Genomic DNA, 24,999 nt, shown 5'->3' on the forward strand with positions numbered 1-24,999 from the left:
GGCTGCGCGTTGTCGCCGAGGTCCTTCGTGGTGATGTCGAAGGCGCGCGACGTCCACGCCTTGCCGATCGAGATGTCGACGCTCCCGATCCACGCGCCGTCCTGACGCACGTGCGCGACCAGGTTGCCGCCCGCGTCGACGACGGCGATGTTCATGGGCTGACCGATCTCATCGGCCTTCGCCTCGGCGGCGGCGATGATGCGGCGGGCGTCCTCAAGGTTCACGGTCATGAGCTCCTCCTTGGTTACGGCGCCCCTGCACACGGCCGGGGCGCCTCTCGATGACGGAGGCTGCGATAGAACCGCCGTCGAGCCGGTCACGCGATTCAGCGCGCGACCGGCAGGCTGGTGATGCCGCGGAAGACCCACCCGTCCCAGACGGTGGACCGCGAGTCATCGACGCGCAGCTTCGGGAAGCGCTGGTAGAGGCGAGGGAGCGCGACATCGCCGACGATGCTCTTCGCGGCCCAGCGTCCCGCGCAGAGGTGCGAGCCGCTGCCGAAGCCCAGGTGCCCGCGTGAGCCGCGCGACGTGTCGTACTCGTCCGGCCGGTCGATCAGGTCGACATGGCGATTCGCGCTCGCCAGCAGCAGGCCGACGTTGGACCCGGCGGGGATGCGGAAGCCCTCGACGTGGGTCTCCACGGTCGACTCGCGTGGCAGCATCCCGATCGGGGAGATCCATCGCACGGTCTCTTCGAAGGCCTCTGCCCAGCCCGTCTGGGACTCGATGAGGCGGTCCCGCTGCGCGGGGTGACGGTCGAGCGCCCACACCATGCCGGTGATCATGTGCTGAGGCTCGTTCATGCCGCCCGAGATCGTGAGCATGACGTTCGTGCGGACGGCCTCCTCCGGGAGACCGGCGTGCAGGAGGTGCGATGTGATCGATGAGTCAGGGGCGGTCCGGAGGCGGGGCAGCAGCTCGTCGAGGCGCTCCTGGACCTCGGTCACCGTTCGCTCGGCACGACGCCAGATGTCGTCGTCGTCGAGGATGTTTCCGATGCCGGCGATAAGGGAGGTCGACCAGCGTGCCATCTCCTCGTCGGTGACGTCGGAGAAGCCGAGCATCTCGATCAGGCAGCGGCTGGCCACGGGGGCAGCGAAGTCGCGGTTGAGGTCGACCTCGTCGTCAGGGACCTCGGCGAGTCGGTCGAGCCGCTCCGCGACGATCCGCTCGAACCGGGGCTGCCAGTCCGCGCCGATGCGCCGTGGCCGCAGCGCCGGATTGATGGCCTCGCGTTCGACCGCGTGCTCGGGGTCGTCCTTCCGCAGCATTGGGCGCCCACCGAGGGCGCGCACCATGGTCGAGACCTCCTGGCGCGCGGTGAACGTGTCGGCATCCTGCTCTGCCGTGCGGATGGCGGACGGCGACGTGAGGAGGAAACGCGAGATGCGAGGGACGTGCACGACGGGTCCCAACGAACGCCAGCGTTCGTACGCTGCGTACGGGTCTCGCATCAACTCCTGAGGATCGACGTCGTCGACCGGTGCGTCCTTGACATCCGCAATAGTCATCAGAATCTCCCGGCTCGCTGGGGGCAGGCGAGCCACGCTGCGCGCCCGTCACCGTCGCCGGGCACGCCTTCAGTCTCCTGCTTGCGTCAGCCGTCGTCACCCGGTTTTGCTCGTTCTGCAACACCGGTGGAGCCGTGGAACCGCTGGGACGAGGGCTCGGCCGAGCGCCGCGCCGCGAGATCGCGGACCGCGCGGATCCGGGCTGGCGCCGCGCCGGGCAGCGTGACGAGGACGACGTCCGTGGGTCTCGGCGGCTCTAGGAGCGGCAGGTATCGGAGACCCGAGCCGTCGACCGCGGTCGGGGGAGACGCCCGCCGCATGACGAGCGAGTAGCCCAGCCCCGCGCCGACCATGCCGAGCACGAGATCGAAGTCGGGCGATCGCCAGCGGATCCGTGGTTGGATCCCCAGCCGAGACATCAGCTCGAGCGTGTGGATGCGGCTCGGAGCGATGTCGAGCAGGATCATCGGCTCGTCCGCCAGCTCGGAGAGCGAGACGCAGCTCTCGTGCGCGAGTCGATGCTCGCTCGAGACGACCGCTTGCGCCTCGGTGGTCGCCAACCGAGCGCGGTTGTACTCCGGCGGCACGTCGATGTCGTACAGGAGGCCGATGTCGACCGTCCGTCGCTCGAGGCGCTCGAGGATCGAATCCTGATCCCCGTGGATGAGCTCGAACTGGAGACCGGGCAGTTCTCGCGCTGCTGCTGCGAGCAGGCCAGGCAGGACCGTCGCGCCGAGCCGACCGCTCGTTCCGATCCGTACGAGTCCGCGAACCTCGCCCGCGCCCCCGACCGCAGCGGAGAGGTCGCTCGCCTCGGCGAGGATGGCGCGGGCGATGTCGAGCGCGGCGAGTCCGTCGTTCGTGAGGCGCGCTCCGTGCGCGCGCCGCCGCACGAGCAGGCGGACCCGGAGGGCGTCCTCCATGGCGGTGATCGCGTCGGCGACAGCCGAGCTCGACGCGTGGAGGGCGCCCGCAGCTGCCGCGATCGAGCCGCTGTCGGCGACAGCGACGAAGCACTCGAGCTGGCGCAGCGTGAAGGGCGTCGAGGGAGTCGGAGGCTGCACCAGGCCCGGGCCGAGTCGGCCCTCCGCATCGTCGTGACGGCTCATGTCATCTCCCGAGAAGTCGGAACGCCGACTCTACCGGCTTGGTTCGCCGAGAGTCTCCGCTTTTCCCGGCGATGCGGATGTGGTTCGGTCGTCGTGGCAGCAACGATGAGGCCGACCCGAGAGGACATCGACGACGATGGCAACGATCACCTACATCCACTCCGACGACCGGATCCAAGAGATCGAGGTCGCCGACGGCACCTCCGTCATGCGGGCTGCGCTCGAGCACGGCGTCGACGGCATCGTCGGCGAATGCGGCGGACAGGCCATGTGCGCGACCTGCCACGTCTACGTGGACGAGGCGGCGTCGTTGCCCGAGATCAGCGACGACGAGGACGAGATGCTCGACTGCACCGCCTGTGAGCGGACGAGCGCGTCGCGCCTCGGCTGTCAGTTGCGAGCTGGACTCCACTTCTCCAACATCGCGGTGCGCGTCCCGGAGCGCCAGGTCTGATGGACGCCGCGACAGGGCGCATCGTCATCGTCGGTGCGGGCCATGCCGGGGTGGAGGCCGCTGAGGCCCTCCGCCGAGAGGGCCATGAGGGCGCCATCGTGCTGGTGGACGCCGCTCCGGACCTGCCCTACCAGCGTCCTCCGCTGTCCAAGGAGTACGTGGCTCAAGCAGGGCCGGCTCCGCTGCCGCTGCGCGGACCGTCGTTCTACAGCGAGCGGCGCATCGAGCTGCGGCTGGGCGAAGCAGCGGCCCGGATTGACCGCGCGCGCCGGGAGGTCGAGCTCGAGGGGGGCGAGCGCATCGGCTACGACGCACTCGTGCTCGCGGTCGGTGCCCACGGACGCGTCGCGGCGTGCGAGGGTGCCGACCTGGACGGCATCATCGGCCTCCGGACCGTGCGCGACGCCGAGGTCATGCGCGAACGGCTGGAGCGAGCCCAACGGGTCGTCGTCGTCGGCGCTGGGTTCATCGGCCTCGAGTTCGCGTCGGCTGCCGAGGATCGCGGGGTGCCCACCACCGTCATCGACTTCGCGGCGCGCCCTATGCAGCGCGTGCTGTCGCCGGCCATGTCGGCCCGGTTCGGCCGTCTGCACACGGATCGGGGCGCGACGCTCGTGTTCGGCGAAGGCCTCGAGCGCTTCGAGTCGGATGGACAGGACCGTGTCGGTGCCGTCGTCGGCACGAGCGGCACCCGCTACCCGGCGGACCTCGTCGTCGTGGGCCTCGGCGTCGTGCCCGCGGTGGCCCTCGCAGAGCACGCCGGTCTGCGGATCGACAATGGCATCGCCGTCGACGAGACGCTCCGCTCCAGCGATCCGGCGATCTTCGCCATCGGCGACTGCGCCTCCTACCCGAGCGCGCATTGGCCGGGTCGCATCCGTCTTGAAGCAGTCCAGAACGCGACGGACCAGGCGCGCACCGTCGCGCGGTCGATCCTGGGCCGCGACGAGCCGTACACCGCTGTGCCGTGGTTCTGGACCGTGCAGGCCGGCGAGAAGCTGCAGATCGCCGGAATCGCGCGGCCCGACATGGGCACGGTCGTGCTCGGCGACCCGTCGACCGGACGGTGCAGCGTGCTCGGCTTCAGCGATGGGACGCTCGTCTGCGTCGAGAGCGTGCAGGCTCCGGCCGACCACATGGCGGCGCGCAGGATTCTCGCGGGGAGGCGTCGCCCCACGATCGAGGAGGCCAGCGCCGAGGGGTTCTCGCTCAAGGCCTTCGCGGCCGCGGCCGGCTGACCCGGCCGCGCCTCGACTGGGGACTCAGTCGACGACGCTTGGGTCGTCGAGCGCCGTGCCGCGCTCGTACGGCCCGAAGAAGAGGTCGGCGCCGTCCTGCGTGAGCGCGGTGCCCGAGGCCCGCGTGCCGTCGAACGCGGCGATGGTCGCGAACGCCATCCGCCGCGACGGGTCGTCCGGGTCGGCGATCTCGATCGCCCAGCCCGCCGACGTCTCGACGATCGACGGGTCGGCGATCGTGACGCGCATCATGCCGCCGTGCGCGGTGAGCGTGACCGAGCCTCGGAACGCGAGCCCGATCGCGCGCGGGAAGCGCAGGCCGGTCTCGGTCGCCTCGGCGCCCTCCGCCGCCTCGACGGTGCCGTCGCCCATGCCGCGCACGTAGTCGAGCAGCGACGCCTTGATGCCCCAGTCGAGGTGGCCGCCGAGCGCGGTCATCGGGGCTGCGGCCAGGGGAGGGACCGCGCGAAGCGGATGAGCGCCCGCGTGCGCTCAGTGGGCTCCGGCGTCGCCGGCCAGATGACGTCGACGCCGACGGGCGGCACCACCGGTGCGATCTCGAGCATGACGACAGGGTAGCCCTCGTAGCTCGCCGGGTTGGCGGGCCGCTGGACGAGGATGCCGTAGCCGAGGCCCCTGCCGACGAGCGCGCGCACCGCCTCGTAGCTCTGCACGCGGTGCCGCACGCGTGGCGTCAGGCCCCGCGCCGCGAACATCGACATGGTGTGCTCGCTCGAGGGCGGCGCATCCAGCAGGATCAGGTCTCGGTCGATCAGGTCCTCGAGCCGCACCGATCCTGCTGCCGCGAGCGGGTCGTCGCCCGCGACGACGACGTGCGCCGGCAGCTCGAAGAGCTTCGCGCGCTGCGGCTCCCCGGGGATGAGCGTGTCGTAGACGAACGCGACATCGACGAGCCCAGCCTCGAGCCGGCCCTCCAGCCGGTCGTGCGTCGCCTCGACGATCGCGAGCTCGACGCGGGGATGCAAGCGCGCGAAGCCCTGCAGCAGGGCAGGGAGGATCGTCGGCGCGAGCGTCGGGTAGCAGCCGATGGTGATGGGCCCCACGAGCTCGCCGGGGGCTCCCTGCAGCGAGGTCTCGAGCTCTCGCGCCGACGCGAGGAGCGCGCGGGCGCGAGCCACGACATCGGTCCCGGTGCTCGTGAGCGTGAGGCCGCGCGCTCGGCGTCGCACCGTCAGCTGCATGCCCAGGCTGCGCTCGAGCTCGCTGAGCGCCTCCGAGACCGCGGAGGGCGAGACGTGCAGCCGTGCTGCCGCGCCGGCGACGGTGCCCTCGTCGGCGGCGCACACGAGGAACGAGAGCTGCCGCAACGTGAAGCTGGGGGAGTCGAGCAGATCCATAATGCGGTTTCTCCGTGGTTGTAATGACGATCAATCCGCTTTCCTCACCGTAGCCGAGCGGGCACACTCGAGGGAGTGCACCGATCGCCGACGTGCACCGACCACGAGGACGTGTCATGCCGAGCAACGAAGCTCCCGTCGCCGACTGGGTGACGATCCCGGACCTGGACCGCGACCCCTTCCCGATCTACGAGCGCCTGCGTGCCGAGGGCGGCGTGCACTGGGTGCCGGCCGTCGGCCGCTACCTCATCACCTCGTATGCGGCGGTGCACGAGACCGAGCTCGACCAGTCGACGTTCTCGGCGAACGAGCAGGGCTCGCTGCAGATCCGCGCGATGGGCCACTCGATGCTGCGGCGCGACGACCCGGAGCACTATCTCGAGCGGAAGGCCTGGCAGCCAACCCTGCGGCCCGGCGTCGTCAAGCGCCACTGGCGTGGCATCTTCGAGACCACGGCAGAGCACTACCTCGACGAGATGATCGCCAAGGGGCAGGCGCAGGGCGGTGCCGCCGACCTCATCTGGGACTTCGCCGCGCCGTTCGCGGCAGAGAGCCTGCGCCAGATCATCGGGCTGCACAACGTCACGCAGCAGGACATGCAGCGCTGGTCGCAGACCCTCATCGACGCGACCGGCAACTACGCCGACGATCCAGAGGTGTGGGCGAAGGGCAAGCGCTCGTTCGACGAGGTCGACGCAGCGCTCGACGAGATCCTGCCGTGGCACGCCGCGAACCCGAACGAGTCGCTGCTGTCGCAGCTGCTGCGCATCCCCGACTACGAGATGCCGATCGAGCGCATCCGCGCCAACGTGAAGATGACGATCGGCGGCGGCCTGAACGAGCCGCGCGACGTGCTCGGCGTCGCAGCCTGGGGGCTGCTGACGCACCCCGAGCAGCGCCGCGCGGTCGAGGCCGACGCGAGCCTCTGGCACGCGGCGTTCGACGAGACGCTGCGCTGGGTCGCGCCCATCGGCCTCTACTCGCGCCAGACCACCCGCGAGGTCGAGCTCACCGGTGTGCGCCTGCCGGCGGGCGCGCGGCTCGGCATCTGCATCCTCTCGGCCAACCGCGACGAGCGCGTGTGGGACGACGCATCCGCCTTCGACGTGCGCCGGGAGGTCAAGCCGCACCTGGCGTTCAGCAAGGGCGTGCACGTCTGCCTCGGTGCGTGGGTCGCCAGATCCGAGATCGCCGACGTGGCCCTGCCGATGCTGTTCGATCGGCTGCAGGGGCTCGACCTCGTGCCGGATGAGCCGGCCGAGATCCGCGGATGGGTCTTCCGCGGCATGCGCAGGATGCCCGTGCGCTGGTCGTCGGTCGCGTCGAGCGCCGCTGCGGCGCCCGCGGCCGCCGACCGCCTCGAGCCGCGCATCGAACCGCGGATCGCCGTCGTCGGCTCGGGGCCGGCGGGCTGCTTCACCGCGCAGGCGCTGCGGCGCCGGTTCCCCGCGGCCACGCTCGAGGTGCTCGACGCGCTGCCGGTGCCCTACGGGCTCGTGCGCTCGGGCGTCGCGGCCGACCACCGCGGCACGAAGTCGGTCACCGCGCAGTTCGACCGCCTGTTCCTCCACGAGGGCGTGCGCTTTCGCGGCAACCTCCGGCTCGGCACCGACGTGTCGCTCGACGAGCTGCGCGGTGCCTTCGACGCCGTCGTGCTCGCGACCGGCATGCACGCCGACCGCGACCTCGGCGTCCCGGGCGCGCAGCTCGAGGGCGTCCACGGCGCCGGCCGCATCACGCGGCTGCTCAACGCGCACGCCGACGAGGGCGAGGCCCCGTCGCTCGGCGAGCAGGTCGTCGTCGTCGGGCACGGCAACGTCGCGATGGACCTCGTGCGGCTGCTCGCGCGCGACGCGCAGGGCCTCGAGGGCACCGACATCGACGACGAGGCGCACGAGCGGCTCGCGGGCCGGGTGCGGGTCGTCCACGTCGTCGGCCGCAGCGCCCCCACGGCCGCGAAGTTCGATCCCGTGATGGTGCGCGAGCTCGCGAGCCTGCCGGGCGTCGCCCACCGCGTGCACGGCGCCGCGCTCGACGCGATCGAGGAGGGCAAGGACGCCCGAGCCGACGCCGTGCGGGCGCTCGGCTCGCTCGAGCCGGTCGAGCCACGGGTCGAGGTCCACTGGTGGTTCGGGCTCGCGCCGGTGCGCATCGAGGGCGACGACCGCGTGGAGCGCATCGTCTTCTCGAGCGCCGAGGGCGATGTCGCGCTCGACGCCGATTCGGTCGTCACGGCGGTCGGCTTCGAGGCGGACGAGGATGCGCCGACGGCCGCGGGCGCGCATCCCGACGGCCGCGTCGAGCCCGGGCTCTACGTCGCCGGGTGGCTGCGCCGCGGCCCGCGCGGCACGATCCCCGACCAGCGGACCGACGCGCGCGAGCTCGCGCGGACGATCGCCGAGGACATCGACGCGGGAGCGGTCACGATCGGCGCTCACGGTCTCGAGCCGCGGCCGGCCGAGATCGGCTTCGACGGGTGGCGGCGCATCGACGTGCTCGAGCAGCTCGGAGCGGCCCCCGGCCGCGAGCGCGCGAAGCTCAAGGCGGTGGCGCGCATGCTCGAGGTCGCCGCCGACAGCGGCATCCCGCTGCCGGAGCTCGACATCGAGGACGAGGGGAGCGGCGGCGGGCTGCCGGTCACGGTGCTCTTCGGCTCCGAGTCGGGCGGGGCGGAGCTCGTGGCCGACGAGCTGCGCCGAGCGCTCGCCGACCGGGCCGAGGTCGACGTGCGCGATCTCGCCGACGTCGCGCCCGGCGACCTCGACGCATCCCGACTGCACCTCGTCGTCTGCTCGACGTACGGCGACGGCGAGGTGCCGACGGCAGCGCGAGCCTTCCACCGGTCGCTCGTCGATGACCGCCCCGACCTCAGCGCCATCCGCTACGCGGTGCTGGGCATGGGCGACCGCAGCTACTCGAAGACGTACTCGCGCGGCAGCGAGCTCATCGACGAGGCGATGGCGGCGTGCGGCGCGGCGCGCGTGGGGGAGTACGGCCGCCACGACGCCGGCGGTCCGGTGTCGGCGACCGAGGCGGCCCGGGAGTGGGCGGAGGGCGTGCTCTCAGCCGCGGCGGTGCGCTCGGCCTGATGCCTCGCGGCGCCGACCGCGACGGTCGGCGCGGCGGGCGCAGTATCGTCGCCAGCATGACGCGACGACCCCGCTCCGGCCTGCAGCTCGAGCTGCGTCACGACGAGCTGCGAGCGGTCGTCACCGATGTGGGTGCGTCGCTGCGCGCCTTCTCGGCCGGCGGTCGCGACCTCGTGCTGCCCTTCGGCGCCGACGAGGTGCGGCCCGCCTACCGCGGCACGACGCTCGTGCCGTGGCCCAACCGCGTCGTCGACGGTCGCTTCGCCTTCGGCGGGGTCGAGCGGCAGCTGCCGCTCACGGAGCCCGAGCGCGGGCACGCGCTGCACGGCTTCGGCAGCTGGCTCGCGTGGTCGGTCGTCGAGCACGACGCGTCGCGCGTCGTGCTCGGGCTGCAGATCGAGCCGAGCCTCGGCTATCCGTGGCGCATCGGCGTCGAGACCACGTTCTCCCTCGGGGCGCACGGCCTCGAGCAGCAGGTGCGGGCGACGAACCTCGGCGACGACGCCGCGCCCTGGGGCACCGGGCCGCACCCGTATCTGCGCGCCGGCGACGCGCCGCTCGACGAGTGGACGCTCTCGCTGCCCGCCTCGACGGTCCTGCTCGTCACCGACGATCGACTCGCGCCCACGGGCCTCGCGCCCGTGGAGCGCGACGCCGAGCGCTTCGACTTCCGCGAGCCGCGTGCGATCGGGCACGTCGAGATCGATCACGCCTACACCGACGTCGAGCGCGACGACGACGGGCTGGCGCGCGTGCGCGTGACCGACCCGGACTCCGGCCAGGGCGTCGAGATGGCGTGGGATGCGTCGTGCCCGTGGGTGCAGATCCACACCGCCGACCTGCCCGCGGGACCGTCGCATCCCGGGCATCGCGCCGGGCTCGCGGTCGAGCCGATGACGTGCGCGCCCGACGCGCTCAACGACGAGCGCTACGCGTTCGACACCGGTCTCGTCGTGCTCGAGCCGGGTGGGACGCACGCGGCATCGTGGTCGATCGCGCCGGTGCGCGCGTGATCCGGCCCGCGCCCGGTTGCTAGGGTCGATCGCACACCACGAGGGAGCGATCGATGACGGCGAGCAGCCACGCGAGCGGCACCGCCGCAATCCAAGAGGGCCGCACGTCCCTCGGCATCGAGCTCGGCTCGACGCGCATCAAGGCCGTGCTCGTCGCGCTCGACGGGACGCCGCTCGCGACCGCCTCGATCGGCTGGGAGAGCGAGCTCCGGGACGGCCGCTGGACCTACGCGCTCGACGATGTCGACGCCGGCGTCCGCGAGGCGTACTCGCGACTGCTCGACGAGGTGGAGCGCGAGCACGGCATCCGACCGACGACCTTCGGCGCGCTCGGCGTCTCGGCGATGATGCACGGCTACCTCGCGTTCGACGCCGACGGGGAGCTGCTCGTGCCCTTCCGCACCTGGCGCAACTCGAGCACCGGCCCCGCCGCGGCGGCGCTGTCGGCGGCGTTCGGCAGCAACGTGCCGCTGCGCTGGTCGGCTGCGCACCTGCTGCAAGCGGTCATCGACCGCGAGCCCCACGTGCCCGACGTCCGCTCGCTCACGACGCTCGCGGGCTACGTGCACCGGCGCCTCACCGGCCGCCACGTGCTCGGCGCCGGCGACGCATCCGGCATGATGCCGCTCGACGCGTCGGGCACGGCCTTCGACCCGGCGGCGCTCGCGGCCTTCGACGAGCTCGCGGCGCAGCACGGGGCGTCCGGCATGGCGATCGCCGACCTCCTGCCCGAGGTGCTGCTCGCCGGTGCGGACGCGGGTTCGCTCACCGAGCAGGGTGCGGCGTACCTCGACCCGACCGGCGCGCTCGAGCCCGGGGTGCCGCTGTGCCCGCCGGAGGGCGACGCGGGCACGGGCATGGTGGCGACCGCTGCCGTCGCGCCCGGCACCGGCAACGTGAGCGTCGGCACGAGCGTCTTCGCGATGCTCGTGCTCGCGGAGCCGCTCTCGCAGCCCCATGAGGAGATCGACATCGTCGCGACGCCCTCCGGCGATCCCGTCGCGATGGTGCACTGCAACAACGGTGCCGGCGAGCTCGACGCGTGGGCGGGCCTGCTCGGCTCGTTCGCCGCCGCGATCGGCCACCCCGTCGCTCCCGACGCCGTCTTCGAGGCGCTGCTCGGCTCCGCGATCGAGGGCGACGCGCAGGGCATGGTGCTCTACAACTACCTCGCGGGCGAGCACAGCATGGGCGTCGAGGAGGGCAGGCCGCTGCTCGTGCGGCTGCCCGGCTCGCCGCTCACGCTCGGCGGCTTCGCGAAGGCGCACCTGCTGAGCACGTTCGCGACGCTCCGCCGGGGGATGCGCGTGCTCGCCGACGAGGGCGTGCGGGTCGACGAGATCGTCGCGCACGGCGGCGTCTTCCGCACGGCGGGCGCGGCGCAGACGCTGCTCGCGGCATCGCTCGACGCGCGCGTGCTGCTGCGCAGCGGCGCCTCCGAGGGCGGCGCGTGGGGGATGGCGCTGCTGAGCGCGTTCCGCGTCGTCCACCCGGATGCGCCGCGCGGCGCGCTCGCGGAGTGGCTCGTCGAGCTCGCGGGCGACAGCGCGGCGACGGTCCAGCCGGATGCCGCCCTCGTGGACGAGTGCGCCGCGTACTTCGCGCGCTGGGAAGCGGCCTTCGAGCTCGAGCGGCGGGCAGCAGCGCTCGTCCGCTGACCGCCGCCGAGCCGCTGTGCGCGGATCGGCAACCCGCACACCGGCACGCGATAGCCGTCGCCCCGGGGCTCTGTGAGCATGGCCGTAGCCGCTCGCTGGTGCGCGGCGGACAGGGGAAGCATGCCGGATGTCATCGTGGTCGGAGCGGGCTCCGCAGGGTCGGTCATCACGCGCCGCCTGCTCGACGCGGGAGCGACCGTCACGCTGCTCGAGGCGGGCGGATCGGACACGAAGCCGACGATCGACGACCTCGGCCGGCTCGGAGAGCTGTGGCTGAGCCCCGACGACTGGGGCTACCACACGACGCCGCAGGAGCACGCGCTCGGCCGTCGCATCCACTGGCCCCGCGGCAAGGTGCTCGGCGGCTCGCACTCGCTCAACGCATCGATCTACGTGCGCGGCGCGCGCGGCGACTACGAGCGATGGGTGCGCGAGGGCGCGACCGGCTGGGGCTGGGACGACGTGCTCCCCGTCTTCCAGCGCATCGAGGCGTACTCCGGAGGGGCGAGCGAGCTGCGCGGCGGCGACGGCCTCCTCGACGTGACCGACCGCTACCCGCGCAACCCGATCTTCGAGTCGATCCACGACGCGTTCGTGGGCATCGGCGTGCCCGCGAACCCCGACTACAACGGCGCCTCCATCGACGGCGTGAGCTGGATGCAGCTGACGACCCGCGGCGGCGTGCGCCTGTCGACGTGGCGCGCCTACATGCTGCCCGTCGCCGAGCACCCCGCGCTCACCGTGCGCACCGGCGCGTGGGTCCACCGGCTGCTCGTCGAGCAGGGGCGCGTCGTGGGCGTGGAGGTCGAGGTCGACGGCCGGCTCGAGCAGCTGCGCGCCGATCAGGTCGTGCTGAGCGCGGGTGCCCTCGACACCCCGCGCATCCTGCTGCACTCGGGCATCGGCCCGGCAGGGCACCTGGGTGACGTCGACATCCCCGTCGTCGCCGACCTCCCGGGCGTCGGCGAGAACCTGCACGACCACTTGCTCGTGCCGTTCGTCTTCGAGACGACCGCCCGGCCCATCCCGACGCGCGTGGAGTACGAGCCGGTCGCGATGGTGCACTCGTTCACGACCTTCCGCCCGGGCCTCGACGTGCCCGACACGCAGCCCATCTGCTTCTCGGTGCCGATGGCGCCGGTCGGCGACGACGTCACCGGCACGTGCTTCACGCTCCAGGCCGGGCTCGTGCGGCCCGAGTCGCGCGGCACGCTCCGGCTCGCCTCGAACGACCCGCACGAGCTGGCGCTCATGGACCCGCACGTGCTCGAGCGACCGGAGGATGTCGCGAGCCTGCGCGCCTCGATGCAGCAGGTGCTCGAGGTCGGCGCCCACGCGGCGCTCGCCGACGAGTGGGGCGCGCGGCTCGTGCTGCCGCACGCGGCGGATGCGGTCGACGACGCTGCGCTCGACCGCCACATGCGCGAGTGGCTCACGACCTACCACCACCAGGCCGGCACCTGCCGCATGGGCACCGACGAGCGATCCGTCGTCGACCCGACCACGTTCGCGGTGCACGGGCTCGCAGGGCTCCGCATCGCCGACGCGTCGATCATGCCGAGCGTGCCGAGCGGCAACACCAACGCGCCGTCGATCCTCATCGGCGAGCGCGCATCCGACGTGCTCATCGCCCAGCGGTGAGCGAGACCCGAGCAAGAGGAAGAGGGATCATGGAGACGTACGAGAGCCTGCTGGCAGCCGTGAGCGCCGAGGACGGCACGCCGGTGATCGACCCGGCGACGGGCGAGGCCTTCGCGCACGCACCGCGCGCATCGATCGACGACCTGGAGCGCGCGATCGAGGCGGCGCGGGCGGCGCAGCCCGCGTGGGCCGCGCTGGGCGACGACGCGCGCCGCGCGGCGCTGTCGGCCGCCGCGGACGAGGTCGAGGCGAGCGCCGAGGCGCTCGCCCAGCTCATCGCGAGGGAGCAGGGCAAGCCGCTCAGCGGTCCCGGCGCCCGCTTCGAGGTCGGTGCGGTCGTCGGCTGGCTGCGCGCGACGATCGCGACCGAGCTCGAGCCCGAGGTCGTCGTCGACGACGGCCAGTCGAAGGCGACCGTCTACTACCGGCCGATCGGCCTCGTCGGCGCGATCGGCCCGTGGAACTGGCCCGCCATGATCGCCACGTGGCAGTTCGCGCCCGCGCTCCGCATGGGCAACGCCGTCGTCATGAAGCCGAGCGAGTACACGCCGCTCAGCGTGCTCGCGACCGCGCACCTCGTGAACCGGCACCTGCCGGAGGGCCTCTTCACGGTGCTCGCCGGCGACCGCGAGCTCGGCGAGGCGATCGGCAGCCACCCCGCCTTCGGCAAGGTCACCTTCACGGGATCGGCTGCCACGGGCCAGGCGATCATGCGCGCCTCGGCCGACAACCTCACGCGGCTCACGCTCGAGCTGGGGGGCAACGACCCGGGCATCGTGCTGCCGGACGTCGATGCGAAGGCGATCGCCGAGAACCTCTTCTGGGGCGCCTTCATCAACACCGGGCAGACGTGCGCGGCGCTCAAGCGCCTCTACGTGCACGAGGACGTCTACGACGACGTGGTGCGCGAGCTCGCAGCCGTCGCGGGCGCGATGCCGATGGGACCGGGCACCGACGAGCAGAACGTGCTCGGGCCGCTCACGACGCAGCAGCAGTTCGACGTCGTCGACCGGCTCGTCGAGGACGCGAAGGCGCGCGGCGGCAAGGTGCTGCTCGGCGGCGAGCCCGACCGCTCGGCGGCGGGCTGGTTCTACCCGACGACGCTCGTCGAGGGCCTCGACGACGACGCCGACCTCGTGCGCGAGGAGCAGTTCGGGCCGGCGCTGCCGATCCTGAAGTACACCGACATCGACGACGCCGTCGAGCGCGCGAACCGCGGCGAGGCGGGGCTCGGTGCGAGCGTGTGGTCGTCCGACCCGGAGGCTGCGCGCGACGTGGCCGCGCGCATCGAGGCGGGCTCCGTCTGGATCAACTCCCACGGCACGATCCACCCGATGGCGCCGTTCGGTGGCGTGAAGGGCTCAGGCTACGGCCTCGAGTTCGGCGTGGAGGGGCTCAAGGCCATGGGCGTGCCGCAGGTCATCCACGGCTGATCGACAGCGCACGAGCAAGGGCCCCCGCGCTGCGGGGGCCCTCGCTCGTGGTGCGGCGCGCGGCCTTCAGCCGATCGTCACCGGTCAGCGGATCGCGACGTGGTCGTCGCCGTCGTGGCCGTGGTGACCCTCGTGGCCGCCGCGCTCGTCGCCGCCCTGCTGGTGGCTGTCGTGCTCGTGGCCGCCCGATCCGTGGTCGTGCCCGGCGCACGTGCACGCGCCCGCCGCGCAGCCGCATCCGCCGTGCGCCTCGGGCACGTCGAGCGCCGGGTTGCGGTCGAGGAAGCCGTACGGCTTCACCCAGAACCCCGAGTAGTCGACGGGCATGATGGGCCAGTCCTCGGGACGCGGGATGTGCGTGAGGCCGAACGAGTGCCACACCACGACGTCGCCGCCGTCGACGGCGCCGCCCGCCTCGACCGACGCGGGCAGTCCCGCGCCGCCCGAGTGCTGGTTCGGGTACCGGCCGGCGGGGAAGAGGTCGTCGTCCTGGTGCGCCGTGACCCAGAGGTGCTTCGTCGCGAACGTCGCGCGGTCCCAGACCGTCGAGGCGGGATCGGCCATGAGCGTCGCCCGGGCCTCGGGGATGAGCTGGTACTCGGTGGGCCGGCCGACCGCGTTCGTGCGGCTCGACGAGCCGACGTGCCACGTGCGGCCGAGCGCCCCGTCGCCCTCGAGCCCCGAGGCCTCGCCGATGCGGTCGCGCCGGTAGCCGAAGGCGTTGCCCCACGGGTTGGCCTCGCCCATCGGGATGCGCACGAGGTCGACCTGGTCGACGTAGTTGTCGGTGCCGTCGATGTCGAAGTCGAGGCGGGCGCAGAAGATGTGCTGGTGGATGGGCGCGTAGAGCGCGGGTGCGATCTCGGTCGCGTGCGGCAGCTCGAGCCCCGGCAGGTCGGCTCCGGCGAACACGATGCCCGTGGCCTTCGCCTCGAACTGGATGGAGCCGTCGAGGTAGAGGTACCAGAAGAACCCGTAGTCGTAGTTGCCGACCGTCGCGAAGTACGAGATGACGAGGCGGCGGGAGCGCCGCCCGTGCACCGTCTCGCCGTCGAGCTCGCGGTGCTTCCACAGCACCCCGTAGTCCTCCTCGTGCATGCAGACCGCTCGAGGGATGGTGATCGACTCGCCCGTGTCGGCGGCGAGGTGCGCGTCGAAGTAGTGGATCGCGCCGAGGCAGTCGCAGCCGAGCTGCAGCGCGTTCGCGTTCTTGCCGAGGTTGTACTCCCCGGCGTCGAAGTAGCTGATCCAGCGGCGCGTCTCGGTCGTGTCGCCGTAGGGGACGACCATCTCGGGCACGCTCGCGCGGTGCAGCACGGGCCGCAGCTCGTCGCCGTCCTGCCAGCCGAGCTGGTGCAGCACGAGGCCCTCGCGCATCGAGAAGCCGACTCGGAACCGCCACTGCTCCCACTCGACCGCAGCGCCGTCGACCGAGAAGCTCGGCCCCTCCGGCATCGTGATCTCGAGCGGCTTGAGCGACGTGCGCCGCTCGCCGACGGAGGCGTCGTCGTAGTTGGCGTCGAGGTCGGGCATCGGCACCTGGCGCTCGTCGACGAGCTTCGCCACCCGCCTGCCCGTGACGTCGACCATGAGCACGAGTCCCTCGACGGGGAACGACCACGGGTTGTCGCCCTCGCGGGGCGGCATGAACGTGAGCGAGCGCATCATGCGCTTGCCCACCTCGTCGGCCTCGCCGAACTGCCCGGGCGCGAGCGGCACGACGAGCGCGCGATCCATCTCGTCGAGGCCGCGCGCCTCCATCGCCCGCCGCCACCCCGCATCCGCCTTCACCACGGCGTCGACCGTCTCGTACTCCTCCAGCAGATAGGGCGGCTGCCCGTAGGGAGGCTCCGCGGTCGGCAGCACCACGATCGACTCGACGCGGTCGTCGTCGAGCGCCACGAGCGCCTCGCGCACCCGGCCGGTCTCGGTGTCGAGCAGCGTCGAGAGCACGCGACGCCCGAGCGGCTGACCGGGCTGCCAGGCGGCGAGCGCGGCCTTGGGCGGGTCGACGAGCAGCTGCAGCGGGAAGCGCGTGTCGGGCAGCAGCTCGCCGGCGGTATCGAGCGCCGCTCGCACCCGGTCGATCTCGGTCGGCGTCAGTCCGTCGAGCGGATGCGTCGCCTCGAGCACGTGCGAGTCGCGCGCACCGTGGGTGTGGGTTGCGTCGGGCATGGGGGACCTCCTCGTCCAGCGTGCCTCCACGCTAGGCGGCGGGGCGGGCGCCGTGTTGCCCGTCAGCGCAAGGAGATTGCCGCGGACCGCGCAGGCTCCAGCGCCTCGGCAGCGGGCTCGAAGCCGCTCCCGGCGGCCGGCTCGTGCGCGGTGGCCGTGCGGTACTCGGTGGGGCTCTGCCCGAAGGTGGCGCGGAAGAGCCGTGAGAAGTGGGCGGGGTTCACGAGTCCCCAGCGGGCGGCGATCCGGGCGATCGGCACCTCGGCCAGCTGCGCGTCGGCGAGATCGCGTCGGATGTGCTCGAGCCGGCGCTCGCGGATCCAGCCGGCGACCGTGACGTCGTGCTCGGCGAAGACCGCGTGCAGGTGGCGGGTGGAGATGAAGTGCGCTGCGGCGATCTGCGTCGGCGAGAGCTCGGGATCGCCCAGCAGCCGGTCGATCGTCCCGAGCACCTCGTGCAGCAGCTGCCGCCGGGGGTCGCGGCGGACGCCCTCCTTCAGCTGCGTGTGGATGAGCGTCATGAGCAGGTCGAGCCCGGTGCGCGCGAGGCGCTGGCCGTGCTCTGCGGGCAGCTCGCCGAGGCTCTGCGCGAGCCCGACGAGGAAGGGGTTCACCACTCGGCCGAGCAGCGACTCGAGCGGGAAGGCGGTCGCGGTCACGGCCGCGAGCTCCTCGCGCGGGATGTCGAGGTAGCCGTGGGGGAAGGTGAGCACGACGAGGCTCGTGTCGCCATCGAAGCGCAACGAGTAGGGGCGCGAGGTGTCGTAGATCGCGAGGTCGCCCGCGTGCAGCAGCGCGACCCGGCCGTCCTGCTCGATCAGCTCCTCGCCCGAGAGCTGGAGGCTCACCTTGATGAGGTCGGTGGCGCCGCGGCTCACGAGCGCAGGCGTGCGCGCGACGATGCTCGCGGAGTGCTCGATGCGGAAGACTGAGACCTCGCCGACGTCGACGCGGCTGGCGCGGGCGCGGAAGGGTCCATCGCCGAGCGGATGCACGTCGAGGGGCACGAAGTGCTCGGTGACGTCGCGCCGCCACTCGTCGATGCCCACGAAGGGCATCTGCAGCGGCGGGAACTCGAAGATCTCTGCCAACGGTCCTCCTGTGGCCACGTCCGCGGCGTCGCGGTCGTGGCTCCAGGATAGTTGAGGAGCAGTCAGTCGAGGGCCTCGTCGATCGACGCGCGGATCGCCCCGAGCAGCTGCGGCAGGTGCTCGTCCTCGATCGCGAGCGGCGGGCGGATCTTCAGCACGTTGCCGTGCGGGCCGATCCGGCTCAGCAGCACGCCGCGAGCCTTGATGCCCTCGACGATGCGCTTGGTGGTGGTCGCGTCCGGGATGCGCCGCGCCGCATCGCCGAACACCCCGAAGCCGAAGAAGAGGCCGTCGCCCTTCGTCGGGCCGAGCCGGTCGTAGCGCGCGGTGAGCGCATCGAAGTCGCGGCGCACCTCCGCGCCCAGGCGCGCAGCGCGCTCGACGAGCCGCTCGTCGTCCATGATGCGCAGCACCTCGTGGCCGACCGCTGAGGAGACGGGGTTGCCCGCGAAGGTGTTGAAGAACTCGTTGCGGGAGCCGAACTCCTCGAGCAGCTCGTCGGTGGTGATGACGGCCGCGAGCGGGTGGCCGTTGCCCATCGGCTTGCCGAGCGTGACGAGGTCGGGCAGCAGGCCGTGCCGCTGGTACCCCCAGAGCCGCTGGCCCGTCCTGCCGAGGCCCGCTTGCACCTCGTCCGCGATCACGAGCCCGCCCGCGGCGCGCACCCGCTCGGCGATGCCCTGCACGTAGCCCTCCGGGACGCGCGGCAGGCCCTCGGTCGAGAAGATCGTCTCGAGGATCACCGCGGACATCCCGTAGCCGTGCTCGAGCAGCTGCTCGATCGCGCGATCGACGGCCGCGAGGGCCTCCGCGAGCACATCCGCCTCGGCGCGCTCGCGGTTCGCGGCGTCGTCGAGGTCGGGCACGGGGAAGGCGCGGACGTTCGGGTCGAGGCCCTCGAAGGTGCGCAGCCCGGTCGTGATGCCCGCGAGGAGCCGCGTGTTGCCGTGGTAGCTCCAGTCGGTGACGAGCACCCCGGTCGCGCCCGTATGCTGCGCCGCGAGCCGGAACGCGATCTCGTTCGCCTCGGAGCCGCTGTTGGCGAAGAGCACTCGGTCGAGCCCCTCCTCGAAGCGCGACAGCAGGTCCTCCGCGTAGGCGACGACGCGGTCGTTGAGGTACCGCGTGTGGATGTTGAGGGTCGCGGCCTGTGCTCGGAGCGCCTCGACGACGCGCGGGTGGCTGTGGCCGACGTGCGGGACGTTGTTGTACGCGTCGAGGTAGCGGGTGCCGTCGGCTGCGGTGAGCCAGACCCCACTTGCCGAGACCAGCTCGATCGGCTGGTCGTAGAAGAGGGGGGAGTGGCGTCCGATGGTCGCGAACCTGCGATCGAGCAGCGACGGGTTCATGCCGGTGTCCCTTCGTGGTGGGGCGCATCCGCGGCGCGCCACGGTGCACGGTCGCCGGCCACGAACGCGGTCGCAGCGCTCAGGACCCTGGGTGCGATGGCTTCCGCGATGAACGCCGAAGCGGGGTCGCCCGGCCGGCCGGCTGCCCAGCCCAGGTAGCTGAGGCCGCGCGCCAGGTCGAGCGCGTCCCACGCTGCGTGCTCGGTTGCAGAGAGCGGGCGGATGGCCTCGTAGCCCTCGAGCAGCGCTCGCTCGTACTCGGCGGCCCGAGGATGCCCGGTGTAGAAGAACAGCGCCGTCACCAGGTCGAAGACGAACCAGCCGGTGCCGAAGTCGTCGAAGTCGATGAGCACGAAGCCGTCCCCGCAGCGCAGGATGTTCTCGGGCGTCGCGTCGGCGTGCACGACGCCGTAGCGATCGGGACCGGTGCCGAGTCCGCGGAGCCGGTCGTGCAGGGCCGGCGCCGCGGTGTCGAGCAGTGCGCGGGCCTCGGCGTCGAGCGAGCGCAGCGCGCGCGGATCGCCCCACAGCGGCGCTCGCCCCGCGAGCCCGTCGGCGTCCCAGGCCGCGCGCTCGAACCCATCCGGCACGCCGATGCGCGCTGTCGCGACGTGCAGCTCGGCGAGCATCGCGCCGATCTCGGTGAAGGCCGCGGCCTCCGGAGCGTGGGTGCCGTCGACGGCTGCGTCGACGTCGCCGAACTGCTGCGCGTCGACGAGCCACCGCTGCAGCGACACGAGGTGCACGCGGTCGCCGGTCGTGACCCGGGCGAACGGCGAGCCGTCGCGCGTCGCCAGCACGTCGGGCACGGGCACGCCGGCGTCGCGCAGCGCGCGCACGTACTCGAGCTCGGTGCGGATCTCGCCATCGGAGTGGTAGCCCGACCGATGGACCCGGACGGCGTACGAGGCGTCGTCGACATCAGCGCGGAAGACGTGGTTCTCGCGATGCTTCACGAAGGCGATCGGAGCGTCGCTCGACAGCCCGAAGGCGTCGAGCGCGAGTCGCGCGACCGCTGCAGCCTCATCGATGTCCATGGTCCCTGCTTCCCCAGCTCGGCTCGAGCTCGTGCGCGCTACTCTGCCAGAACGCGAGTCTGGTCGCTAGACTCTGAGTCTAGGACGAGAGGGGACGGCGATGGAGGCATCAACGCTCCGCGAGCGCCGGCTCGAGCGCTCGCGCGCCGACCTGCTGCAGGCGGCGCTCGACATCATCGCGCGCGATGGGCTCCCCGCCGTCTCGATCGAATCGGTCCTGCGCGAGTGCGGCATGGCGCGCGCCACGCTGTACGCGCACTTCCCCGGTGGCCGGGATGCGCTGCTGCGCGCCGCCTACGACCGTGCCGGCCGCGACCTGCTCGACCTCGCCGAGCGTGACGCATCCCGCGAGGAGCACTGGCGCGGCCGGATGCTGAGCTACGCCCGGACGATGATCGAGTACTCGGCATCGCCGTCGCTCGGGCACTTCTACAGCGTCTCCGGCCCGCACCTCATGGGCTTCCGCAGCTCGCGAGGCGTCGGGTCGCAGGGCTACTTCGAGACGTTCCGCGACGCCCTCGTCGACGCGGCGAGCAGCGGCGAGCTGGCTCCCGGCGCAGACCCGCAGGCGCTCGCGATCCTGCTGTCGAGCAGCCTGCGCGACGCGGGCATCGCGCTCGCGCGCCACGAGACGACGACGTCGGCGGTCATGGCGTCGATCGGGCTGCTGCTCGACGGCATCGCCGTGCGCCGACAAGCACCGAGCAGCAGCGAGCACCGAGCAGTAGCAAGCACCGAGCAGTAGGAAGCACCGAGCAGCAGGCCGCGCGGCGCGCACGACGAGGGGACCGACATGGACAGCAGGAGCGAGCAGCGGAGCCGCGTCGCGGTCGTCACCGGGGGCGGCACGGGGATCGGCGCGGCGGTCGCCGAGCGCCTCGTGCGCGACGGTTGGCGCGTCGCGATCGTGGGGCGGCGCGAGGAGCCGCTCCGGGCCGTCGCGGAGCGCACCGGAGCGACGCCGATCGTCGCGGACGCGGCCGACCCCGGCGACGCGCAGGCTGCGATCGATCGGGTCGTCGCCGACCTCGGTGGCGTGGATGCGCTGATCGCCAACGCGGGCGGCCACGGCTTCGCGACGCTTGCCGACACGTCCGATCAGGCGTGGGCCGAGAGCATGCGCGGCAACCTCGACTCGGCCTTCGTGATCGCGCGTCATGCGATCACCCCGCTGCAGGCCGCTCGCGGCTCGATCGTCTTCGTCTCGTCGCTCGCCGGCCTCGCCGCCGGGCCCAGCACGGTCGGCTACACGACCGCGAAGCACGCGCTCATCGGGCTCATGCGGTCGATCGCCCGCGACTACGGTGCCGCTGGCGTCCGCGCGAACGCCGTCTGCCCCGGCTGGGTGCGGACGCCGATGGCCGACGCCGAGATGGACGAGTTCGCGCAGGCGGCAGGTCTCGCGGGGCGTGCGGAGGCGTACGCCGAGGTGACGCGCGACGTGCCGCTCGGCCGGCCGGCGGATCCGGCAGAGGTCGCCGAGGTCATCGCGTTCCTTGCCTCGACCGGCGCCTCGTACGTGACGGGCGCGGTGCTGCCCGTCGACGGCGGCGCGACGAGCGTCGACGTGCCCACGATCGCGTTCTCGCGCGCAGGCATCTGACGCGGAGCGCGCTGTCGGCGCGCTCATAGTCAACGCATTGGCGCTGGCAGGCAACCCGTTCATCGCCGAGCGCGGCACGATGAGTCGCACCAAGCCCCATGAACGAAGGAGTCTCGTGGCTGCCGAAGCACAACGTGGTGCACTCAAGCCGAACCAGCTCGGTGTACCTGCGATCGTCTTCCTCGTCCTCGCGGCCGTCGCGCCGCTGACGGTCGCGATCGTCGTCCTCCCGCTCGCGATCGGATTCGGCAATGGAGGCGGCATCCCGGTCGCCGTCATCGTCGTCGCGGTCGCGCTCCTCCTCTTCGCCATCGGGTACGCGCAGATGTCGAAGGAGCTCGTCAATGCCGGTGGCTTCTACGCGATCGCCGTGAAGGGGCTCGGTCGCACGGCGGGGCTCATCACAGGGCTCATCGCGACGCTGGGCTACAACTTCTTCGTCGCCGGAGCGCTCGGCACGATCGGCTTCTTCACCGGCGCTGTCGCGCTGCCCGCGCTGTTCGGGTTCGAGGTGCACTGGTTCATCGCCGGCGTGGTGCTGTTCATCATCGTCTTCCTGCTGGCGCGCTCGGGCATCCACATGAGCGCGGTCGTGCTGGGCATCGCCCTCGTGCTCGAGACGCTCATCCTGTTGGCGTTCGCGATCGCCGTACTCGTGCAGACGGGCTTCAGCATCGAGGCCTTCACCCTGGCGCTCAGCCCCGAGATCCTCGTGGGCGGCTCGATCTGGATCGCGTTCCTGCTGGTCGCGACCGCCTTCATCGGCTTCGAGGCGACGGCGCTGTTCGGCGAGGAGGCACGCGACCCGCGCAAGACGGTGCCGCGCGCCACCTACACCGCCATCATCAGCATCGGCGTCATCCACGCCTTCGTGGGCTGGGCGATCGTGAGCGCCGTCGGCGTGCCGGGATCGCAGCAGGCCGCCCTCGAGAGCCTCGAGGCCGGTGACCTGACGCTCGTGCTCATCGACACCTATCTCGGTCCGATCGTCGGGATGGTGGCGCTCGTCCTCCTCGTCGTGAGCCTGTTCGCCGCCCAGCTCGCGTTCCACAACTCGGCCGCCCGCTACCTCTACGCGCTCGGGCGCGTGCGCGTGCTGCCGCACTGGCTCGCGAAGACGAACCGCAACGGCGCTCCCGAGCGGGCGCAGATCACGAACCTCGTCTTCGCGGTCGTCGTCGCCGGCATCTTCGCGCTCGCGGTCGAGACCGATCCGGAGGGCAACCCGCTCCCGCCCGTGCTCACGTTGGTGCCGGTGGGTCTCGGCTTCGCGACCCTCGCCATCATGATCGTGCAGACGATCGCGGCGCTCTCGGTCGTCGTCTACTTCCGGAAGCGCAAGGATCGGCGGCTGTGGAGCACGCTCATCGCACCGGGTCTGGGCTTCCTTGCACTGCTCGGCTTCAGCGTCGGGGCGATCTTCAACTTCACGCTCGTCGCGGGCTCCGACGCGCTCTACGTCCAGCTCATGCCGTGGCTGCTCGTGCTCGCCGTCATCGGCGGCATCGGGTACGCCGCCTACCTGCGGTCGCGGCGTCCCGACGTCTACGAGGAGCTCGAGAACGACGTCGAGCGCTTCGAAGAGGTGCCGGTCGAGCGCTGACCCGCGCCCGCCCGCTCCGAGCGCATCCCGCCCTCCCGATCTCCATCGGGGCGGCGGGATGCGCTTCGTCGTGCGTGCAGCCGGCGACCGAGCCGCTCACGATGGCGCGGCGCAGCGCGCACCGCCCGCCCTCGATCAGCCGAGCAGGCCCATCGCGCCGGTGACGATGAGCGCCGCACCGCCGAGCACCGAGAGGCTGATGATCGCCCAGCGCACGACGGTGCGGTCGACGAGGTGCGCGAGGCGGTTGCCGAGCAGCACGCCCGCGACCACCGGCACTCCGAGCACGACCCACGCCCACAGCGGCCAGTCGGGCGAGCCCTCTGGCGCGACGAACGGTCGCACCGCGACGACGGCCCCGCTGATGAGCACCCAGAACGGCTGCATCGTCGCGACGAAGGTGCGGTCCTGCCAGCCCGAGACGAGCGAGTAGACGCCGACCGCGGGCGCGCCCATGCCGACGCTCGAGTTCAGCACACCGATCGCGGTGCCGGTGGCGAGCCGCAGCACTGGGCCGTCGTGCGTGCGCGCCCGGCTCGTGAACGCGACGGTGATGAGCACGCCGACGATCGCGATCACGCCGACGAGCACGCGCAGCAGGTCGGTGTCGAGGCCCTTCGCGAGCAGCATGCCGGGCACCATGAGCACGAGCGCCGGGATGGCGATCCACAGCAGCCGCCGCCAATCGACCTCGCGCCACACCTTCGGCAGGATGATGATGCACGCGAGCGCGCCGTAGAGGTTCACGACGAGCACCGCGGCGAGCGGGCCTGCGACGAGTGCGACGGCGGGCGTCACGACGAGTCCCCAGCCCATGCCGATCATGCGCTGACCGGTCGCGCCGATGAGCACCGCGACGAGCGCGACGACGAACGAGACGAGGTCCACCGCTAGCGCAGGTCCGCGTCGATCGCGGCGGCGGTCGCCACGACGGCGCGCCCGAGCATGTCGGTGTCGGGCTCGCCGACGGTCACGACCGCGACCGACGCATCCGTCGACCGTCGCCCGCGGATCGGGGCGCCGACCGAGGTGATGCCCTGGATCACCTCGTTGGCGCTCACCGCCCAGCCGCGCGACCGCACCGACTCGACCTCGGGGTGCATCGGCCCGTCGTGGCCGAGCGCGCGCCAGGTCGCGTCGTCGAGCATCGCCTGCAGCGCGATGCCGGGCGCGCCGAGCGCGATGGGGTGTCGGTGGCCCGGGTGCTGTGCGACGGATGCGTTGACGCCGCGGGGCACGGCCGTCACGAGGGTGACAGCGTCGTCGCCGTCGCGCACCGTGAGGAACGCCGTCATGCCGAGCTCGTCGGCGAGCTGCTGCAGGTGGGGGAGCGACGCCGACTGCAGGTCGTGCTCGACGTCGCGCGCGAGCACGACGAGCTGGGGCCCGAGCGACAGCAGGCCGCCGGCGCGCACGACGAGCCGGTGCTCCTCGAGCGTGCGCACGAGGCGGTAGGCGACCGAGCGGTGCACGCCCAGCAGCTCGGCGAGCGACTGGATCGACTGGCTCCCGTGGTCGGCGAGCAGCGCGAGCGCGGTCAGGCCGCGCGAGAGGGTCTGCGAGCCGCTCGTGTCGGCACCGGCCGGTGGCCGTGCCGCTCGGGTCTCGGGCATCGTCGCTCGCTCTCATCAAGCA

Annotated in this window: 21 protein-coding genes; 10 read left to right on the top strand and 11 right to left on the bottom strand. The window is 72.4% G+C overall.

Going from position 1 to position 24,999, the window contains the following annotated elements; translation table 11 throughout:
- The 3 genes from ABD106_RS04760 to ABD106_RS04770 form a co-directional block, all read right to left on the bottom strand.
- Positions 1–230 (bottom strand): GlcG/HbpS family heme-binding protein (locus tag ABD106_RS04760; RefSeq protein WP_343917909.1); only part of this gene is annotated, 230 nt, incomplete at its 3' end.
- 95 nt (positions 231–325) lie between these two features.
- Positions 326–1,405: a cytochrome P450 gene (locus tag ABD106_RS04765; protein WP_343917911.1), complete on the bottom strand. Its 1,080-nt coding sequence runs from the start codon at positions 1,403–1,405 to the stop codon at positions 326–328.
- 194 nt (positions 1,406–1,599) lie between these two features.
- Complete coding sequence (locus ABD106_RS04770; protein WP_343917913.1) at positions 1,600–2,622, bottom strand: LysR substrate-binding domain-containing protein; 1,023 nt, start codon at positions 2,620–2,622, stop codon at positions 1,600–1,602.
- A 136-nt stretch (positions 2,623–2,758) separates the two neighbouring features.
- Between ABD106_RS04770 and ABD106_RS04775 the strand changes: the two genes are divergently transcribed.
- Together ABD106_RS04775 and ABD106_RS04780 are read left to right on the top strand one after the other, a co-directional pair.
- The gene (locus ABD106_RS04775; RefSeq protein ID WP_343917915.1) at positions 2,759–3,076 is read left to right on the top strand and encodes a 2Fe-2S iron-sulfur cluster-binding protein; all 318 of its coding nucleotides are present in this window, start codon (positions 2,759–2,761) and stop codon (positions 3,074–3,076) included.
- Complete coding sequence (locus ABD106_RS04780; protein WP_343917917.1) at positions 3,076–4,314, top strand: NAD(P)/FAD-dependent oxidoreductase; 1,239 nt, start codon at positions 3,076–3,078, stop codon at positions 4,312–4,314. Before ABD106_RS04775 ends, ABD106_RS04780 begins: the two co-directional genes overlap by 1 nt.
- Before the next feature lie 24 nt (positions 4,315–4,338).
- Here the strand turns inward: ABD106_RS04780 and ABD106_RS04785 are convergent, their stop codons facing one another.
- Positions 4,339–4,752: an HtaA domain-containing protein gene (locus tag ABD106_RS04785; protein WP_343917919.1), complete on the bottom strand. Its 414-nt coding sequence runs from the start codon at positions 4,750–4,752 to the stop codon at positions 4,339–4,341.
- Complete coding sequence (locus tag ABD106_RS04790; RefSeq protein WP_343917921.1) at positions 4,749–5,672, bottom strand: LysR family transcriptional regulator; 924 nt, start codon at positions 5,670–5,672, stop codon at positions 4,749–4,751. Before ABD106_RS04790 ends, ABD106_RS04785 begins: the two co-directional genes overlap by 4 nt.
- Before the next feature lie 116 nt (positions 5,673–5,788).
- On the opposite strand from ABD106_RS04790, the gene ABD106_RS04795 reads away from it, so the two are divergent.
- From ABD106_RS04795 to ABD106_RS04815, 5 genes are all read left to right on the top strand, one after another.
- Positions 5,789–8,761, top strand: coding sequence for a cytochrome P450 (locus ABD106_RS04795; RefSeq protein WP_343917923.1), 2,973 nt, complete (start codon positions 5,789–5,791; stop codon positions 8,759–8,761).
- A gap of 56 nt (positions 8,762–8,817) precedes the next feature.
- On the top strand, positions 8,818–9,774 hold the full coding sequence (locus ABD106_RS04800; protein ID WP_343917925.1) for an aldose 1-epimerase family protein: 957 nt from the start codon (positions 8,818–8,820) through the stop codon (positions 9,772–9,774).
- 53 nt (positions 9,775–9,827) lie between these two features.
- Positions 9,828–11,432, top strand: a complete 1,605-nt coding sequence (locus ABD106_RS04805; protein ID WP_343917927.1) for an FGGY-family carbohydrate kinase — start codon at positions 9,828–9,830, stop codon at positions 11,430–11,432.
- 120 nt (positions 11,433–11,552) lie between these two features.
- Positions 11,553–13,073 carry a GMC family oxidoreductase gene (locus ABD106_RS04810; protein WP_343917929.1) on the top strand — a complete coding sequence of 507 codons (1,521 nt, stop codon included), beginning with the start codon at positions 11,553–11,555 and terminating at the stop codon, positions 13,071–13,073.
- Positions 13,074–13,102: 29 nt separating this feature from the next.
- Positions 13,103–14,506, top strand: coding sequence for an aldehyde dehydrogenase family protein (locus tag ABD106_RS04815; protein WP_343917931.1), 1,404 nt, complete (start codon positions 13,103–13,105; stop codon positions 14,504–14,506).
- Between the two features lie 84 nt (positions 14,507–14,590).
- Here the strand turns inward: ABD106_RS04815 and ABD106_RS04820 are convergent, their stop codons facing one another.
- The 4 genes from ABD106_RS04820 to ABD106_RS04835 form a co-directional block, all read right to left on the bottom strand.
- Positions 14,591–16,681, bottom strand: a complete 2,091-nt coding sequence (locus ABD106_RS04820; protein ID WP_343917933.1) for a primary-amine oxidase — start codon at positions 16,679–16,681, stop codon at positions 14,591–14,593.
- Between the two features lie 62 nt (positions 16,682–16,743).
- Entirely contained in the window at positions 16,744–17,772 is a 1,029-nt protein-coding gene (locus tag ABD106_RS04825; RefSeq protein WP_343917935.1) for an AraC-like ligand-binding domain-containing protein, read from the bottom strand.
- 62 nt (positions 17,773–17,834) lie between these two features.
- Positions 17,835–19,121 carry an aspartate aminotransferase family protein gene (locus tag ABD106_RS04830; RefSeq protein ID WP_343917937.1) on the bottom strand — a complete coding sequence of 429 codons (1,287 nt, stop codon included), beginning with the start codon at positions 19,119–19,121 and terminating at the stop codon, positions 17,835–17,837.
- Entirely contained in the window at positions 19,118–20,158 is a 1,041-nt protein-coding gene (locus ABD106_RS04835; RefSeq protein WP_343917939.1) for a phosphotransferase enzyme family protein, read from the bottom strand. The genes ABD106_RS04830 and ABD106_RS04835 overlap by 4 nt, the downstream gene beginning before the upstream one ends.
- A gap of 100 nt (positions 20,159–20,258) precedes the next feature.
- Between ABD106_RS04835 and ABD106_RS04840 the strand changes: the two genes are divergently transcribed.
- From ABD106_RS04840 to ABD106_RS04850, 3 genes are all read left to right on the top strand, one after another.
- Positions 20,259–20,903 carry a TetR/AcrR family transcriptional regulator gene (locus ABD106_RS04840; RefSeq protein ID WP_343917941.1) on the top strand — a complete coding sequence of 215 codons (645 nt, stop codon included), beginning with the start codon at positions 20,259–20,261 and terminating at the stop codon, positions 20,901–20,903.
- Between the two features lie 48 nt (positions 20,904–20,951).
- Positions 20,952–21,761, top strand: coding sequence for an SDR family NAD(P)-dependent oxidoreductase (locus ABD106_RS04845; protein ID WP_343917943.1), 810 nt, complete (start codon positions 20,952–20,954; stop codon positions 21,759–21,761).
- Between the two features lie 115 nt (positions 21,762–21,876).
- Positions 21,877–23,364 (top strand): APC family permease, encoded by a 1,488-nt coding sequence (locus ABD106_RS04850; protein WP_343917945.1) that lies wholly within the window; start codon positions 21,877–21,879, stop codon positions 23,362–23,364.
- Between the two features lie 135 nt (positions 23,365–23,499).
- Here the strand turns inward: ABD106_RS04850 and ABD106_RS04855 are convergent, their stop codons facing one another.
- Entirely contained in the window at positions 23,500–24,252 is a 753-nt protein-coding gene (locus tag ABD106_RS04855; RefSeq protein WP_343917947.1) for a sulfite exporter TauE/SafE family protein, read from the bottom strand.
- Positions 24,253–24,254: 2 nt separating this feature from the next.
- Positions 24,255–24,977 carry an IclR family transcriptional regulator gene (locus ABD106_RS04860; protein ID WP_343917949.1) on the bottom strand — a complete coding sequence of 241 codons (723 nt, stop codon included), beginning with the start codon at positions 24,975–24,977 and terminating at the stop codon, positions 24,255–24,257.
- Positions 24,978–24,999: the final 22 nt, after the last annotated feature.

This window comes from Agrococcus citreus, from assembly GCF_039527715.1.
In the GTDB taxonomy this organism is placed as follows: Bacteria; Actinomycetota; Actinomycetes; order Actinomycetales; family Microbacteriaceae; genus Agrococcus; species Agrococcus citreus.

Excerpts from the sequence above, each read along its gene's own strand:
- ABD106_RS04770 (WP_343917913.1), bottom strand. The coding sequence starts at position 2,622 with ATGAGCCGTCACGACGATGCGGAGGGCCGACTCGGCCCGGGCCTGGTG.
- ABD106_RS04775 (WP_343917915.1), top strand. The coding sequence starts at position 2,759 with ATGGCAACGATCACCTACATCCACTCCGACGACCGGATCCAAGAGATC.
- ABD106_RS04780 (WP_343917917.1), top strand. The coding sequence starts at position 3,076 with ATGGACGCCGCGACAGGGCGCATCGTCATCGTCGGTGCGGGCCATGCC.
- ABD106_RS04785 (WP_343917919.1), bottom strand. The coding sequence starts at position 4,752 with ATGACCGCGCTCGGCGGCCACCTCGACTGGGGCATCAAGGCGTCGCTG.
- ABD106_RS04790 (WP_343917921.1), bottom strand. The coding sequence starts at position 5,672 with ATGGATCTGCTCGACTCCCCCAGCTTCACGTTGCGGCAGCTCTCGTTC.
- ABD106_RS04795 (WP_343917923.1), top strand. The coding sequence starts at position 5,789 with ATGCCGAGCAACGAAGCTCCCGTCGCCGACTGGGTGACGATCCCGGAC.
- ABD106_RS04800 (WP_343917925.1), top strand. The coding sequence starts at position 8,818 with ATGACGCGACGACCCCGCTCCGGCCTGCAGCTCGAGCTGCGTCACGAC.
- ABD106_RS04805 (WP_343917927.1), top strand. The coding sequence starts at position 9,828 with ATGACGGCGAGCAGCCACGCGAGCGGCACCGCCGCAATCCAAGAGGGC.
- ABD106_RS04810 (WP_343917929.1), top strand. The coding sequence starts at position 11,553 with ATGCCGGATGTCATCGTGGTCGGAGCGGGCTCCGCAGGGTCGGTCATC.
- ABD106_RS04815 (WP_343917931.1), top strand. The coding sequence starts at position 13,103 with ATGGAGACGTACGAGAGCCTGCTGGCAGCCGTGAGCGCCGAGGACGGC.
- ABD106_RS04820 (WP_343917933.1), bottom strand. The coding sequence starts at position 16,681 with ATGCCCGACGCAACCCACACCCACGGTGCGCGCGACTCGCACGTGCTC.
- ABD106_RS04830 (WP_343917937.1), bottom strand. The coding sequence starts at position 19,121 with ATGAACCCGTCGCTGCTCGATCGCAGGTTCGCGACCATCGGACGCCAC.
- ABD106_RS04835 (WP_343917939.1), bottom strand. The coding sequence starts at position 20,158 with ATGGACATCGATGAGGCTGCAGCGGTCGCGCGACTCGCGCTCGACGCC.
- ABD106_RS04840 (WP_343917941.1), top strand. The coding sequence starts at position 20,259 with ATGGAGGCATCAACGCTCCGCGAGCGCCGGCTCGAGCGCTCGCGCGCC.
- ABD106_RS04845 (WP_343917943.1), top strand. The coding sequence starts at position 20,952 with ATGGACAGCAGGAGCGAGCAGCGGAGCCGCGTCGCGGTCGTCACCGGG.
- ABD106_RS04860 (WP_343917949.1), bottom strand. The coding sequence starts at position 24,977 with ATGCCCGAGACCCGAGCGGCACGGCCACCGGCCGGTGCCGACACGAGC.